We start from the raw sequence: 13965 nt of genomic DNA on the forward strand, positions 1-13965 counted from the left end.
ATTACAGCGAAGCTTTATGTTGAGCGGTGGAAGAGGAGGGGCTCTGTTGCTCTTCCTCCACGCAGGTGTCGCAAGGCAGGTGACGGCCAATCAGCTTACGATAGCTGAATGCGCCCAGCGCCGCGCCGACCACCGGTGCGCACAGCGGCACCAGGAAATAAGGAATATCTTTGCCGCCGGTGAAGGCGACGTCACCCCACCCCGCCAGCCAGGCGAAGGCTTTCGGGCCGATGTCACGCGCCGGGTTCATGGCGAAGCCGGTCAGCGGTCCCATGGAGGCGCCAATCACCGCAATCAGCAGGCCAATCAGCAGAGGGGCCAGCGGGCCGCGCGGTATGCCGTTGCCATCGTCGGTCAGCGCCAGGATGACGCCCATCAGGATAGCGGTAATCACCATCTCTACCGCGAAGGCCTGCACAAAATTGATGTGCGGGTTCGGGTAAGTGGAGAAAATGCCGGCCAGATCGAGGCTTTCCACGCTGCCGCGAATCATATGGTGGGTGGTTTCATAATCGAGGAAAAGATTGTAGTAAAGCCCGTAAACTAATGCCGCAGCGCAAAAGGCGCCAGCGAATTGCGAAATAATAAAAGGAACCACTTTGCGGCCTTCGAAGCAGGCGAACAGCCACAGCGCGATAGTCACCGCTGGGTTAAGGTGCGCACCGGAGACCCCGGCGGTCAGGTAGATCGCCATGGCGACGCCCAGACCCCAGATGATGCTGATTTCCCATTGTCCGAAGCTGGCTCCCGCGACCTTGAGCGCAGCCACGCACCCAACGCCGAAAAAGATCAACAACCCGGTACCGAGGAACTCTGCGATGCACTGGCCTTTTAAGGTTGATGTTTGGCTCATAATCGAATCCTGAAGCGTGGTGATGATTATTGTATGTAGGGTGGTCACAGACGACCATATTGCCATGTAGGCATAGTGTTAATTTATCGTTAACGAGCAAAAACGAGAAATATCGAACTTCAAATGTGTGTACCTCGTCAAGAAAATGAGCGTTTTCGCGCCATTTGCGCGCATCGAGAGCGCTGCCGGAGCGTTTCACCACGCATTTTGTTAACCATAAAATTAACATTGACCCATGAACTACGAGCGAACTGCGCTGAAAGCACCAGGTAAAGACTGAAAAGTGTTGCAAACCGCAATCTACGCGGCTTGCCGCTGGACAGGGGCGGCGGGGATTCATACAATCGACGATAACACCGCTATGTGCGCTAATTTTCGTTAAGGCGGGACCGCGTATACGAAACACGAGTTTCTATCAACGCCTTGCAAGTTCAGGAGAGGTATGACGATGTCATTAGAAGTGTTTGAGAAATTAGAATCTAAGGTTCAGCAGGCGATTGATACCATCACTCTGTTGCAGATGGAAATCGAAGAGCTGAAAGAAAAGAACAACACCCTGGTGCAGGAAGTTCAGAGCGCGCAGCATGGTCGTGAAGAGCTGGAGCGCGAAAACAGCCAGCTGAAAGAGCAGCAGCAGGGCTGGCAGGAACGTCTGCAGGCGCTGCTGGGTCGCATGGAAGAAGTCTAATCGCTTCGCGCCCTCTCCCGCCCGGGAGGGGGTCATCCTTACTCGCGTCTTTATATCCGCAAGTTATAGCCAATCTTTTTTTATTCTTTAATCATTGAATCGCTTTCTGGCACGCTTAACCCATCACAACACACATAAAGAGAGCGGTGCGATGAATAAGTGGGGCGTAGGGTTAACTCTGTTGCTGGCATCCGCCAGCGTTCTGGCAAAAGACATTCAGCTATTAAACGTATCTTATGATCCAACGCGCGAGCTGTACGAACAGTACAACAAAGCGTTTAGCGCACACTGGAAGCAGGAGACCGGCGACAACGTGGTGATCCGCCAGTCGCATGGTGGCTCTGGCAAACAGGCGACCTCGGTGATTAACGGTATTGAAGCGGATGTGGTCACGCTGGCGCTGGCCTACGATGTCGACGCTATTGCCGAACGCGGCCGCATCGATAAAAACTGGCTGAAACGCCTGCCGGATAACTCTGCGCCGTATACCTCCACCATCGTGTTCCTCGTCCGCAAGGGCAATCCGAAACAGATCCATGACTGGAACGATCTGATCAAACCGGGCGTGTCGGTCATTACCCCGAACCCGAAAAGCTCCGGCGGCGCCCGCTGGAACTACCTGGCGGCCTGGGGCTATGCCCTGCATCAGAATCACGGCGACCAGGCGAAAGCCCAGGAATTCGTCAAGGCGCTGTATAAAAACGTGGAAGTGCTGGACTCCGGCGCGCGCGGTTCGACCAATACCTTCGTAGAACGCGGCATCGGCGACGTACTGATCGCCTGGGAAAACGAAGCGCTGCTGGCGACCAACGAACTGGGCAAAGACAAGTTTGAAATCGTGACCCCAAGTGAGTCGATTCTGGCTGAGCCGACCGTCTCGGTGGTCGACAAAGTGGTGGATAAGAAAGGCACGCGCCAGGTGGCGGAAGCGTACCTGAAGTATCTCTACTCGCCGGAAGGCCAGGAGATTGCGGCGAAGAACTTCTACCGCCCGCGCGATCCGAATGTGGCGAAGAAATATGCTAACGAATTCCCGAAACTGAAGCTGTTTACCATCGATCAGGAGTTCGGCGGCTGGACGAAAGCGCAGAAAGAGCACTTCTCCAACGGCGGCACCTTCGACCAGATTAGCCAGCGTTAATTCTCTTGTCCCTGCTTGCGCTACGCTTAGCAGGGCTATAGTTTTGCGCGGTGCGTAGCCCGGGTAAGGCGTCAGCCGCCACCCGGGACAACGCCCCGTCCACCATCTGTTTTCATTTAGTCATCAAATTACGCTACTCTTCCGCTTCAGGCTTAACAGGGAATGAAAATGAGAAGAGTAAGATACTTTTTGCTGGCGCTGCTGGTGGCGATCCTCGCGGCGCTGGCGGGCGGCTACTACTGGCTGCACTCTGGCAACCCGGACGCATTACGCAAGATTGTCCTGCAGCAGTGCGTACCCCATCAGCAACAGCAGCAAAACCCGTCGCCGTGCGCGGAAGTGAACCTCAAGGGCGGCTATGTGCTGTTTAAAGACCGTAACGGCCCGCTGCAGTATTTGCTGATGCCGACCTACCGCATCAACGGCACCGAAAGCCCGCTGCTGCTGGATCCGTTGACGCCGAACTTTTTCTGGCAGGCCTGGCAGGGGCGTGAAATCATGAGCCAGCGCCACGGCGCGCCGGTTCCTGATAACGCGGTATCGCTGGCGATCAACTCGCGCAGTGGACGTACGCAAAACCATTTCCATATTCATATCTCCTGCCTGCGCCCCGATGTGCGCGTGCAGTTAGATAAGGATGCCGCAGCGATCAGCAGCCGCTGGCTGCCGTTACCGGGCGGGCTTCAGGGCCACGAATACCTGGCGCGCCGGGTGACGGAGGCGGAGCTGGCCCAGCGTAGCCCGTTCCTGATGCTGGCGGAAGAGGTGCCGGAGGCGCGCCAGCATATGGGACGCTTCGCGCTGGCAATGGCGCAACAGAGCGACGGCTCGCTGGTGCTGCTGGCGACGGAGCGTAACCTGCTGACCCTGAACCGGGCTTCAGCGGAAGAAATTCAGGATCATCGCTGCGCCATCCTTAACGCAAACCACTAGTTCTGGCGTTTACCTGTCTTACCTGTCGTCGTATTCTTGCTGAAAAAAACGACAGGAGACAGGCATGTCGCTCTGGCTTACCCACCCGCTGTTCCTTCCTTCATTGATTGTCGGCGTCACCATCGTGCTCTGGGCGACGTCGCTGCTGCCGGAATTTATCACCGCGCTGCTGTTCTTCGCAGCGGCAATGATGGCGAAAATCGCTCCGCCGGAGGTGATCTTCGGCGGCTTTGCCTCTTCGGCGTTCTGGCTGGTGTTCAGCGGCTTTGTGCTCGGCATCGCCATCCGTAAAACCGGACTGGCGGACCGGGCGGCGCAGGCGCTGTCGGCCAGGCTCACCGACTCCTGGCCGCGGATGGTCGCCAGCGTGGTACTCCTGAGCTACGCCCTGGCGTTCGTGATGCCCTCCAACATGGGGCGCATCGCGCTGCTGATGCCGATCGTGGCGGCGATGGCCCGCCGCGCGGGCATTGCCGACGGCAGCCGCGGCTGGTTCGGCCTGGCGCTGGCGGTGGGGTTCGGCACCTTTCAGCTGTCAGCGACGATTTTGCCCGCCAACGTGCCGAATCTGGTGATGAGTGGCGCGGCGGAAGGCTCGTACGGTATCCATCTGAATTATGTTCCCTATTTACTGCTGCATACGCCGGTGCTTGGCTGGCTGAAAGGGGCGGTGCTGGTGGCGCTGATTTGCTGGCTTTTTCCCGGCAAGCCGCATCCACCGCGCGACCTGGCGCCGCTGCCGCCGATGAGCCGCGACGAGAAACGTCTGGCGTGGCTGCTGGCGGTGGTCCTCTCGCTATGGGTGACCGAGAGCTGGCACGGCGTCGGCCCGGCGTGGACCGGCCTGGCGGCGGCTGTGATCACGCTGCTGCCGCGGGTGGGCTTTATCAACGGCGAGGAGTTTGCCAGCGGGGTGAATATGCGCACCTGCATTTACGTCGCCGGGATTCTGGGGCTAGCGATCGCCGTCACCCAAACCGGGATTGGCGGCGCAGTGGGCAATGCGCTGCTGCAGGTGATGCCCCTGGATAAAGACAATCCTTTCACCAGCTTTCTCGCCCTGACCGGGATAACCAGCGCGCTGAACTTTATTATGACCGCCAACGGCGTGCCGGCGCTGTATACCACCTTTGCCCAGAGCTTTGCCGACGCCACCGGTTTTCCGCTGCTAAGCGTGATTATGATTCAGGTGCTGGGCTATTCCACGCCGCTGCTGCCCTATCAGGCGTCGCCGATCGTGGTGGCGATGGGGTTAGGCAAGGTCCCGGCGAGGGCGGGGATGCAACTGTGTCTGGCGCTGGCGGCGGTGAGTTATCTGATTTTACTGCCGCTGGACTACGCCTGGTATCAGCTGTTGGGGAAACTGTAACGGCAAAAGAAAGCCCGGCTTGCGCTGTGCTAGGCCGGGCTCCCACGTTTTGTCAGTCAACCCGGTCGCGTGTCGCCACCGGGAAAAGCGAATTACGCTTTTTTCGCTGCTTCTGCTGCTTTAACGATCACCGCGAAAGCGTCAGCTTTCAGGGAGGCGCCGCCAACCAGCGCGCCGTCGATGTCCGGCTGGGTGAACAGCTCTGCGGCGTTGCCAGCGTTAACGGAACCGCCGTACTGGATGATCACTTGCTCAGCGATTTTGGCGTCAGCTTTAGCAATGTGGTCACGGATGAATTTGTGCACCGCCTGCGCCTGAGCCGGGGTCGCTGATTTGCCGGTACCGATAGCCCATACTGGTTCGTAAGCGATAACCACGCCTTCGAAAGCGGCAGCGCCCTGGGTTTTCAGCACGGCGTCGATCTGACGTGCGCAAACTTCTTCCGTTTTGCCCGCTTCGTTTTCGGCTTCGGTTTCACCGATGCACAGAACCGGGGTCAGACCCTGCTCTTTCAGCACGGCGAATTTCTTCGCGATCAGCTCGTCGGATTCTTTGTGGTAGGTACGACGCTCGGAGTGGCCGATGATGATGTACTGCGCGCCGATATCTTTCAGCATTTCGGCGGAGGTTTCACCGGTGAATGCGCCGGACAGGTTCACGTCAACGTTCTGCGCGCCCAGGTGAATGTGGCTGCCTTCTGCCGCGCGCTTAGCCAGGTCCAGATACATTTCCGGCGGGGCGATGGCAACTGCACAGCCGCTTACGCCAGCCAGCTCGGTACGCAGGTTCGCAACCAGTTCGTTTACCATGTGGCGGCTGCCGTTCAGTTTCCAGTTACCCATCACTAAAGGATGTCGCATTTTAATTCTCCACGCTACTTAAGCGAATTAAGGAATATAGCCGCCCCAGAGGGCAGCATGGTCTGTGAAACAGTATAGAGACTCGTCACTGGAAAGGCTTTGCTTTTTGTCATTTATTGTTACCTTCCAGCGTTTCAGATAGCGCCAGCTTAATCGGTTCAATGGCGAAGGTCAGGCCCTTTTCCCCATGATCTGCCACCACATAGCGCACGGCGCCTTCGGTATCGGCGAAGTAGCGCTTGCCCTTGCCGGCGGCCAGCAGTTTCTGCAGTTTTTGCTGGCTTTGCGCCTGGCTAAAAGTCGGCACGAAGGCGCGGATCATGGCGCTCATATACTCCAGCGCTTTGGTCCTGGCCGCCTTTTGCTCCGGCCCCTGGATCGGCAGCCAGGTGATCTGCATGGATTTGATCTTCAGCGTGCCGCGCTCCAGCGCGGTGGAGGCATAGAGATTTTCGTTAATTTTGCTGGCGGCGCGGGTCAGGTTAGCCCGATCGCGACTGGTGGCGATGGAACGGAATTCGTTCAGAGGCAGCTTTGGGTTATCGGCGTTGAATTTCTCGCGGAACTGACTGATCGACTGGTCAAAGCTCGGCGCGCCGGCGAGCAGGTAGGGCGCTGCCGCGGTCGTCGATTCGCTCTCTGCGGACAACGCGTGCGGGCCGACGGCAAGGCCCATCAGCCCACTTAACCACAAAATTGTCCACTTCTTCATGCCCGTCGTTCCTTTTTTTGCCTGCTGACGATTAAATCGGGAAGCGCGGCGCTTGTCAAAAAGTCACGACGCCAGGGTAAACTACGCAGACGATGATGATAAGGAAAAACGCATGACCCTACAGCAGTGGTTATTCTCAATTAAAGGGCGCATTGGCCGCCGCGATTTCTGGATCTGGATTGCCATCTGGCTGGTGACCATGAGCGCCTTGTTTACCCTGGCAGGCAGCAATCTGCTCAACCTGCAGACGGCGGCGTTTATTATCGTCTGCCTGCTGTGGCCGACGGCGGCGGTGGTGGTCAAGCGACTGCACGATCGCGGCAAATCCGGGCTGTGGGCGCTGCTGATGGTTCTGGCGTGGATGCTGCTGGCGGGGAACTGGGCGATGTTGCCGCAGGTCTGGCAGTGGGGCGTCGGGCGCTTTGTGCCAACGCTGATTATCGTCATGATGCTGATCGACCTGGGGGCGTTTGTCGGCACCCAGGGCGAGAATAAGTTCGGCAAGGAGACCCAGGACGTGCGCTGGAAAGCGGACGCCTGATTACCAGTAGTGCTCCGCCGTCATATGGCCCGGCCGGCGACGCAGATGTTTGGTCATCTGCCGGGTCTCTTTTAACAGCTGTTGGGTATCGCGCACCATTTGCGGGTTGCCGCACAGCATCACATGGCTGGTGTCGGTGGTCATCGGCAGGCCGACGGCCTCTTCCAGCGCGCCGGTTTCAATCAGAAACGGCACCCGGCCGGTCAGCGAGCCTTCCACGGTTTCGCGGCTGACCACCGTCTGAATACGGAGTTTGCCGGCATAGCGCTGCTCCAGTTCGCGCATTAGCGGCAGATAGCTCAGGTCCGCGGCGTAGCGGACGGCGTGGACCAGCACCAGGTTATTAAAGCGCTCAAGGTCCTTGCCTTCCTGCAAAATTGACAGGTACGGCCCCAGCGCAGTGCCGGTCGCCAGCATCCACAGGGTATCGCAATCCGGTACCTCCTCGAGGACGAAGAAACCTGCCGCTTCACTCACCACCAGGACTTCATCGCCCGGCTTCAGCGACGCCAGACGCGGGCTCAGCTTGCCTTCCGGGACGGTGACCAAATAGAACTCGAGGTCGGGATTGCCGGGGGCGTTGACGTAGGAGTAGGCGCGCTGCACGCGTTCGCCGTCGATTTCCAGCCCGAGCTTGGTAAATTGCCCGGCGGTAAACGGATGAACAGGCGCCCGCACGTATAAACTGAACAAGGCGTCCGTCCAGTACTCCACTTTTGTCACTTTGCCGCTAACCCAGTCCGCCATCGTCTTCTCCTGTTGCCAAGCGATGCCTTATCTTCGGTCCAGACGAGCCAGATTTCCACCCCGAAGGCGCAAGAAAGCTCTATTGATCAAATATAAACGAAGAACAGGGCAACCGCCTGCGGACGGTTGCCTGGGAGAGAAAAAGCGGTATTACAGGATGTGCTGCTGGATGTCTGGATCTTTACGGTCGAGGTAATGAATCGACTGGATACGACGGATAGTGCGCGACTTGCCGCGGATCAGCAGCGTCTCGGTGGTGGCCATGTTGCCCTTGCGGGTGATGCCGTCCAGCAGATCGCCTTTGGTGATCCCGGTGGCGGAGAAGACGACGTTATCGCTGCGCGCCATTTCATCCAGACGCAGCACTTTGCCCGCTTCAATGCCCATGGTTTTGCAGCGCGCCAGCTCATTTTCACCGATGCGGCGGTTCTCTTCGTTATCGCCCTTCACGTGGTGGCGAGCCAGCAGGCGCCCCTGCATATCCCCGTCGAGGGCGCGGATCACCGCGGCGGAAACCACCCCTTCCGGCGCGCCGCCGATGCCGTACAGTACGTCGACTTCGCTATCCGGCATGCAGGTGAGAATAGAGGCCGCGACGTCGCCATCGGGAATAGCGAACACGCGCACGCCCAGCTGCTGCAGCTGGGCAATGACCGCGTCGTGGCGCGGTTTCGCCAGCACGGTGACGGTCAGCTCGCCCAGCGGCTTGTTCAGGGCGCGGGCGATATTGTGCAGGTTCTCTTCCAGCGGCAGATTGAGATCGATAGCGCCTTTAGCGCCCGGGCCGACGATCAGCTTTTCCATATACATATCCGGCGCGTTGAGGAAGCAGCCCTTATCGCCGACCGCCATCACCGCCAGGGCGTTGGCCTGGCCCATCGCCGTCATGCGGGTGCCTTCGATGGGATCGACGGCGATATCTACCGCATCGCCCTTGCCGGTACCCACTTTTTCGCCGATATAAAGCATCGGCGCTTCATCGATTTCGCCCTCGCCGATGACGATGGTGCCGTCGATATTGACGAGGTTAAGCATAATGCGCATGGCGTTAACCGCTGCGCCGTCGGCGGTATTCTTATCGCCGCGGCCCAGCCATTTATAGCCCGCCAGCGCGGCGGCTTCGGTGACACGCGAAAATTCGATGGCCAGTTCTCGTTTCATAATCCACTCGTTGTGTAGAAAAGTTGCCCGCAGCGCGGCAAAAGCGCGCTACGCGTTGGAATAGCGTTCGGTTTCCGGCATCCAGCGCTCGATAAGCGCCTGGGCCTGCAGCGGATAGCGTTCATGAATGTGGCGAGCAATGCGCTGGACATCGGGGATCATCGCCTGATCGCGCAGTAAGTCCGCCACTTTAAATTCGGCGTTGCCGGTCTGGCGGGTGCCGAGCAGCTCGCCGGGACCGCGAATTTCGAGGTCTTTCTGGGCAATGACGAAACCATCGTTGCTGTCGCGCAGGACCTGCAGACGTTTCTGCGCCGTTTTGGAGAGCGGCGATTTATAGAGTAGCACGCAGTGGGAAGCGACCGCGCCGCGCCCGACGCGCCCTCTGAGCTGGTGCAGCTGCGCCAGACCCAGACGTTCCGGGTTTTCGATAATCATCAGGCTTGAGTTAGGCACGTCGACACCGACTTCAATCACCGTGGTGGCTACCAGCAGATGCATCTCGCCCTGCTTGAAGGCCTGCATCACCGCCTGCTTCTCCGCCGGTTTCATCCGCCCGTGGACGAGGCCGATATTGAGCTCCGGCAGCGCCAGTTTGAGCTCTTCCCAGGTGGCTTCCGCCGCCTGGGCTTCCAGCAGATCGGACTCTTCAATCAGCGTACAGACCCAATAGGCCTGGCGACCTTCATGGGTACAGGCGTTGCGCACGCGGTCGATAATATCGCTGCGCCGGGTGTCGGGGATGGCGACGGTGGTCACCGGAGTTCGGCCTGGCGGCAGCTCGTCGATAATCGAGGTGTCCAGATCGGCGTAGGCGGTCATCGCCAGGGTGCGGGGGATCGGCGTGGCGGTCATGATCAGCTGATGCGGGTGGAATCCCTGCTGCTGACCTTTCTCCCACAGCGCCAGCCGCTGATGCACGCCGAAGCGGTGCTGTTCGTCAATAATCACCAGCGCCAGGCCGTTAAACTGCACCTGCTCCTGGAAGATGGCGTGGGTGCCGACAATCATCTGCACCTCGCCGCTGGCGATAGCCTCCTGCTGCGCCTGGCGGGCTTTGCCTTTCTGTTTGCCCGCCAGCCAGCCGACTTCAATACCCAGCGGTTCGAACCAGTTGCGGAAGTTATTGGCATGCTGCTCGGCAAGCAGTTCGGTGGGCGCCATCAGCGCCACCTGTTTGCCGTGGACGATAGCGCGCAAGGCGGCCAGGGCAGCGACCAGCGTTTTACCGGAGCCAACGTCGCCCTGCACCAGGCGCATCATCGGCACGTCCAGCGCCATATCGTGTTCAATCTCGGCGGTAACCCGCGCCTGCGCGCCGGTGGGCTTAAAGGGCAGGGAGGCCAGCAGTTGGTTTTTCAGGGTATCGTTGGCGCCGAGCGGCAGGGCGTGATAGCGCTGGGCGCCTGCCCGCAGCGCCAGCATGCTGAGGTTATGCGCCAGCAGCTCTTCCAGAATCAGACGCTGCTGCGCCGGGTGCTTGCCGCTTTCCAGCTCGCTAAGTTGCAAGGAGGGAGGCGGGCGGTGCAGCGTACGCAGCGCCTCCGGCAGGCTCATCATCCCCTGCGCCAGCTCCGGCGGCAGGAGTTCGCTAATCGCGCAGGTTTCCAGGAGCTCAAGCGCCTGATCGGTGAGCTTGCGCAGGGTCGCCTGCTTGATGCCTTCGGTGGTCGGATAGACTGGGGTTAACGTTTCCTGCAGCTCCGGGGTGCTCATATCGCCCTGGACGCGATATTCCGGGTGGATCATCTCGGCGCCGTACTTCCCGCGTTTGGCTTCACCGTAGGCCAGCACCCGACGACCGGTCGCGAGGCTGTTTTTCATCGCCGCGTTGAAGTTGAAAAAGCGCATGGTGAGGATGCCGGTGCCATCGCTGATCTGGCAGGTCATCATCCGCCGGCCGCCGAAGGTGATATTGCTGTTGAGCACTTCACCTTCCACGGTGGCATAAACTCCGGGAAGCAGCTCGGCTATCGGGTAAAGATGGGTGCGATCTTCGTAGCGTAAAGGCAGGTGCAGCAGCAGATCCTGTACCGTATGCAGGCCAATCTTCGCCAGTTTGCTGCTCTGCGCAGCGCCCACACCGGTGAGTGAACTGAGCGGAACGGCATCTAACAGGCGGCCTGACATTGGGTTTACCTCGCAGCCTGCATGGTGGCCCACCACGCGGCATCGGCTTCCACTTCGCCCTGCTCGTTAACGTGGGGGTAAGGCAGACCTTTTTGTCTGGCGACGCGGGCCAGCACCGGATAGCCGCCTTCGAACAGCAGGCGCTGCTGCTCTTGTGGCGGCAGCATGCTGTTGGCGCGTTGGTACATCCCGGCATTCTGCCGCTGGCGCTGCGCCTCGTAGAGGATCAGCGCCGAGGCGACGGAGACGTTCAGCGACTGCACCATGCCGATCATCGGGATAATGATGTCCTGATCGGCCAGCGCCAGCGCTTCCTGGGTGATGCCGGTTTTCTCCTGGCCCATCAGGATGCAGGTTGGACGCGTATAGTCGATTTCACGAAAATCGATGGCTTTGTCGGAAAGGTGAGTGGCGAGAATTTGCATGCCCTGGCCTTTCAGGTGGCTGACGGCATCTGCGATAGTGCGGTGGGTTTTAACCTGCACCCAGCTGTTGCTGCCCGCGGCGGCGGAGGCCATGGTACGCATCCGGCTGCTCGGCCAGACGGCATGCACTTCGTGTACGCCAACGGCATCTGCGGTCCGGATGACCGCAGAGACGTTATGAGGCTTATGGACCTGCTCCATGCAGACCGTCAGGTCAGGCTGACGCCTGGCGAGCATCTCGCAGATACGCTCGTAGCGCTTTGAGTTCATAAAGCTAGTTTCGGTTACGGGTGACTTTAATCACGTCCGGCATGATGCGGATTTTGCGCATGATATTCGCCAGATGCACGCGGTCGCGCGCGGTCAGGCGGATAAAGGCGCTGTATACGCGGCCATCTTTCTCTTCCGTATTCAGGCTCTGGATATTGGAAGACGCGGTGTTGATCGCCGCCGTCAGGTTAGCCAGCGCGCCCTGGTGGTTAAACATGTCCACCTTGATTTCGGTGATGAACTCCTGAGCGGTCTCTTTATCCCACTCAACCGCCATAAATTTCTCCGGCTCTTTCTGGTAGCCGCGAATGTTACGACAGGATTCATGGTGGATAACCAACCCTTTACCCGGACTGACGTGGGCGATAATCGGGTCACCTGGGATCGGGCGACAGCACTTGGCGAAGGTGATCAACACGCCATCGGCGCCTTTGATTGGCAGATGACCGTGGTTCGACGCGTTAGCCGGCACCGGCGCCGCAGCGGCTTCGCCCTGCTGCAGGTTTTTTGCCACCACGACGCTCATCGCGTTGCCCAGACCGATTTCCGCCAGCAGATCGTCAAGCGAGGCCAGCTTCATGCGATCGAGTTCGCGCTGGATATTCTCCGGTGGGATCTCGGCGAGTTTGCGGCTTCCGCCCAGCGCGTGATTGAGCAGACGACGGCCAAGGCTGACCGAATCGTCGCGCTTAAGGTTTTTCAGCAGCTGACGGATCTTGGCGCGCGCTTTCGAGCTGACGACAAAGTTCAGCCAGGCGGCGTTCGGGCGAGCGCCCGGCGCGGTGATAATTTCGACAGTCTGACCGCTGGAGAGCGGCTGCGACAGCGGATAGGGCTGACGGTCGACGCGCGCGCCGACGCAGGCATGACCGATATCGGTATGCACCGCGTAGGCGAAGTCCACCGGCGTGGCGCCGGCAGGCAGTTCGACAATGCGCCCTTCCGGGGTGAAAACGTAAATCTCATCGGGGAACAGATCGGATTTTACGCTCTCGATAAATTCAAACGAGCTACCGGCGCTCTGCTGCAGCTCCAGCAGGCTTTGCATCCAGCGCTGAGCGCGGATTTGCGCGGTGGTGCTGCTTTCGCCGCCGTGCTCTTTATAAGCCCAGTGCGCCGCTACCCCCATCTCCGCCATCTGGTCCATGTCTTCGGTACGAATTTGTACCTCGACCGGGACGCCGTGGGGGCCGATCATCGAGGTGTGCAAAGACTGATAGCCGTTAGCTTTCGGAATGGCGATGTAGTCTTTAAAACGACCCGGACGCGGTTTGTAGAGGCTGTGCATCTGGCCGAGCACGCGATAGCAGATATCGGCATCATGGACGATAACGCGGAAGGCGTAGATATCCATGATCGAGTGAAAACGTTGCTCTTTGAGCACCATTTTACAGTAGATGGAGTATAGATGCTTCTCGCGACCGCTGACGCGGCAGGGGATCCCTGCTTCCTGCAAACGCCCTTCGATTTCGGAGAGGATCTTTTGAATCATCTCCTTACGGTTGCCGCGCGCCGCTTTGACCACCTCTTTAATGACGCGGTAGCGATTAGGGTACAGTGCTTCAAAGCCCAGCTCTTCGAGCTCGGTTTTGATGTGATGGATGCCTAAACGGTGCGCCAGCGGGCTGTAAATTTCCAGGGTTTCGCGGGCGATGCGGCGGCGTTTATCCGGGCGCAGCGAGCCCAGAGTACGCATGTTGTGGGTGCGGTCGGCAAGCTTGATGAGGATGACGCGGATGTCCTGCACCATCGCCATGATCATTTTGCGAAAGTTTTCGGCCTGCGCCTCTTTCTTATCGCGGAACTTGAGCTTATCAAGTTTCGACACCCCCTCTACCAGCTCGGCGACGCTTTTACCAAAAAGCTGTTCCATGTCCTGGTAGGTGGCGGGGGTATCTTCAATCACATCATGCAGCAGCGCGGCCATCAGCGTTTCATAGTCGAGCTTCATCTCGGCCAGAATGCAGGCTACCGCGACCGGGTGCGTGATATAGGGTTCACCGCTTGAACGTGTCTGACCCTCGTGAGCGTCACGTGCAACGAGATACGCCTGCCGCAGACGCTTAATCTGGTCTTCCGGCAGGTAGTTTTGAATCAGCTGATTCAGGCTTTCAAACAGATACAAGGGCGACCCG

Annotated in this window: 13 protein-coding genes; 5 read left to right on the forward strand and 8 right to left on the reverse strand. The window is 59.0% G+C overall.

Annotated features, from left to right (window positions below; translation table 11 throughout):
• Position 1: 1 nt before the first annotated feature.
• Complete coding sequence (locus tag KB892_RS26130; protein WP_002922941.1) at positions 2-853, reverse strand: MIP/aquaporin family protein; 852 nt, start codon at positions 851-853, stop codon at positions 2-4.
• A gap of 442 nt (positions 854-1295) precedes the next feature.
• Here KB892_RS26130 and zapB point away from each other — a divergent pair, with 442 nt between their 5' ends.
• From zapB to KB892_RS26150, 4 genes are all read left to right on the forward strand, one after another.
• Positions 1296-1541, forward strand: coding sequence for a septal ring assembly protein ZapB (gene zapB, locus KB892_RS26135; protein ID WP_004150222.1), 246 nt, complete (start codon positions 1296-1298; stop codon positions 1539-1541).
• Between the two features lie 151 nt (positions 1542-1692).
• The gene (locus tag KB892_RS26140; protein ID WP_002922936.1) at positions 1693-2682 is read left to right on the forward strand and encodes a sulfate ABC transporter substrate-binding protein; all 990 of its coding nucleotides are present in this window, start codon (positions 1693-1695) and stop codon (positions 2680-2682) included.
• Positions 2683-2844: 162 nt separating this feature from the next.
• Positions 2845-3615, forward strand: coding sequence for a CDP-diacylglycerol diphosphatase (locus KB892_RS26145; protein WP_004218166.1), 771 nt, complete (start codon positions 2845-2847; stop codon positions 3613-3615).
• 64 nt (positions 3616-3679) lie between these two features.
• Positions 3680-4984 carry an SLC13 family permease gene (locus KB892_RS26150; protein WP_004151505.1) on the forward strand — a complete coding sequence of 435 codons (1305 nt, stop codon included), beginning with the start codon at positions 3680-3682 and terminating at the stop codon, positions 4982-4984.
• A gap of 92 nt (positions 4985-5076) precedes the next feature.
• Here KB892_RS26150 and tpiA read toward each other — a convergent pair whose 3' ends face one another.
• Both tpiA and KB892_RS26160 read right to left on the reverse strand, forming a co-directional pair.
• The gene (gene tpiA, locus KB892_RS26155) at positions 5077-5844 is read right to left on the reverse strand and encodes a triose-phosphate isomerase (RefSeq protein WP_002922909.1); all 768 of its coding nucleotides are present in this window, start codon (positions 5842-5844) and stop codon (positions 5077-5079) included.
• Between the two features lie 109 nt (positions 5845-5953).
• Positions 5954-6556 carry a YiiQ family protein gene (locus KB892_RS26160; RefSeq protein ID WP_002922908.1) on the reverse strand — a complete coding sequence of 201 codons (603 nt, stop codon included), beginning with the start codon at positions 6554-6556 and terminating at the stop codon, positions 5954-5956.
• Between the two features lie 112 nt (positions 6557-6668).
• On the opposite strand from KB892_RS26160, the gene KB892_RS26165 reads away from it, so the two are divergent.
• Complete coding sequence (locus KB892_RS26165; RefSeq protein ID WP_002922907.1) at positions 6669-7097, forward strand: DUF805 domain-containing protein; 429 nt, start codon at positions 6669-6671, stop codon at positions 7095-7097.
• Here KB892_RS26165 and fpr read toward each other — a convergent pair whose 3' ends face one another.
• From fpr to spoT, 5 genes are all read right to left on the reverse strand, one after another.
• Positions 7098-7844 (reverse strand): ferredoxin--NADP(+) reductase, encoded by a 747-nt coding sequence (gene fpr / locus KB892_RS26170; RefSeq protein WP_002922904.1) that lies wholly within the window; start codon positions 7842-7844, stop codon positions 7098-7100.
• 150 nt (positions 7845-7994) lie between these two features.
• A complete protein-coding gene (glpX, locus tag KB892_RS26175; RefSeq protein WP_002922903.1) occupies positions 7995-9005 on the reverse strand; it encodes a class II fructose-bisphosphatase in 1011 nt (336 codons plus the stop codon).
• A 48-nt stretch (positions 9006-9053) separates the two neighbouring features.
• The gene (recG, locus tag KB892_RS26180) at positions 9054-11135 is read right to left on the reverse strand and encodes an ATP-dependent DNA helicase RecG (RefSeq protein WP_004151504.1); all 2082 of its coding nucleotides are present in this window, start codon (positions 11133-11135) and stop codon (positions 9054-9056) included.
• Between the two features lie 5 nt (positions 11136-11140).
• The gene (gene trmH, locus KB892_RS26185) at positions 11141-11830 is read right to left on the reverse strand and encodes a tRNA (guanosine(18)-2'-O)-methyltransferase TrmH (protein ID WP_002922901.1); all 690 of its coding nucleotides are present in this window, start codon (positions 11828-11830) and stop codon (positions 11141-11143) included.
• A 4-nt stretch (positions 11831-11834) separates the two neighbouring features.
• Entirely contained in the window at positions 11835-13955 is a 2121-nt protein-coding gene (gene spoT, locus KB892_RS26190) for a bifunctional GTP diphosphokinase/guanosine-3',5'-bis pyrophosphate 3'-pyrophosphohydrolase (protein ID WP_004151503.1), read from the reverse strand.
• Positions 13956-13965 lie beyond the last annotated feature (10 nt).

This window comes from Klebsiella sp. P1927 (assembly GCF_018204675.1).
Taxonomy (GTDB): domain Bacteria; phylum Pseudomonadota; class Gammaproteobacteria; order Enterobacterales; family Enterobacteriaceae; genus Klebsiella; species Klebsiella pneumoniae.

Bases quoted from the DNA above. Each gene is read 5' to 3' on its own strand.
- trmH (WP_002922901.1), bottom strand. From the start codon at position 11,830: ATGAACTCAAAGCGCTACGAGCGTATCTGCGAGATGCTCGCCAGGCGT.
- KB892_RS26160 (WP_002922908.1), bottom strand. From the start codon at position 6,556: ATGAAGAAGTGGACAATTTTGTGGTTAAGTGGGCTGATGGGCCTTGCC.
- KB892_RS26165 (WP_002922907.1), top strand. From the start codon at position 6,669: ATGACCCTACAGCAGTGGTTATTCTCAATTAAAGGGCGCATTGGCCGC.
- KB892_RS26140 (WP_002922936.1), top strand. From the start codon at position 1,693: ATGAATAAGTGGGGCGTAGGGTTAACTCTGTTGCTGGCATCCGCCAGC.
- KB892_RS26150 (WP_004151505.1), top strand. From the start codon at position 3,680: ATGTCGCTCTGGCTTACCCACCCGCTGTTCCTTCCTTCATTGATTGTC.
- fpr (WP_002922904.1), bottom strand. From the start codon at position 7,844: ATGGCGGACTGGGTTAGCGGCAAAGTGACAAAAGTGGAGTACTGGACG.
- KB892_RS26145 (WP_004218166.1), top strand. From the start codon at position 2,845: ATGAAAATGAGAAGAGTAAGATACTTTTTGCTGGCGCTGCTGGTGGCG.
- zapB (WP_004150222.1), top strand. From the start codon at position 1,296: ATGACGATGTCATTAGAAGTGTTTGAGAAATTAGAATCTAAGGTTCAG.
- glpX (WP_002922903.1), bottom strand. From the start codon at position 9,005: ATGAAACGAGAACTGGCCATCGAATTTTCGCGTGTCACCGAAGCCGCC.
- KB892_RS26130 (WP_002922941.1), bottom strand. From the start codon at position 853: ATGAGCCAAACATCAACCTTAAAAGGCCAGTGCATCGCAGAGTTCCTC.
- recG (WP_004151504.1), bottom strand. From the start codon at position 11,135: ATGTCAGGCCGCCTGTTAGATGCCGTTCCGCTCAGTTCACTCACCGGT.
- tpiA (WP_002922909.1), bottom strand. From the start codon at position 5,844: ATGCGACATCCTTTAGTGATGGGTAACTGGAAACTGAACGGCAGCCGC.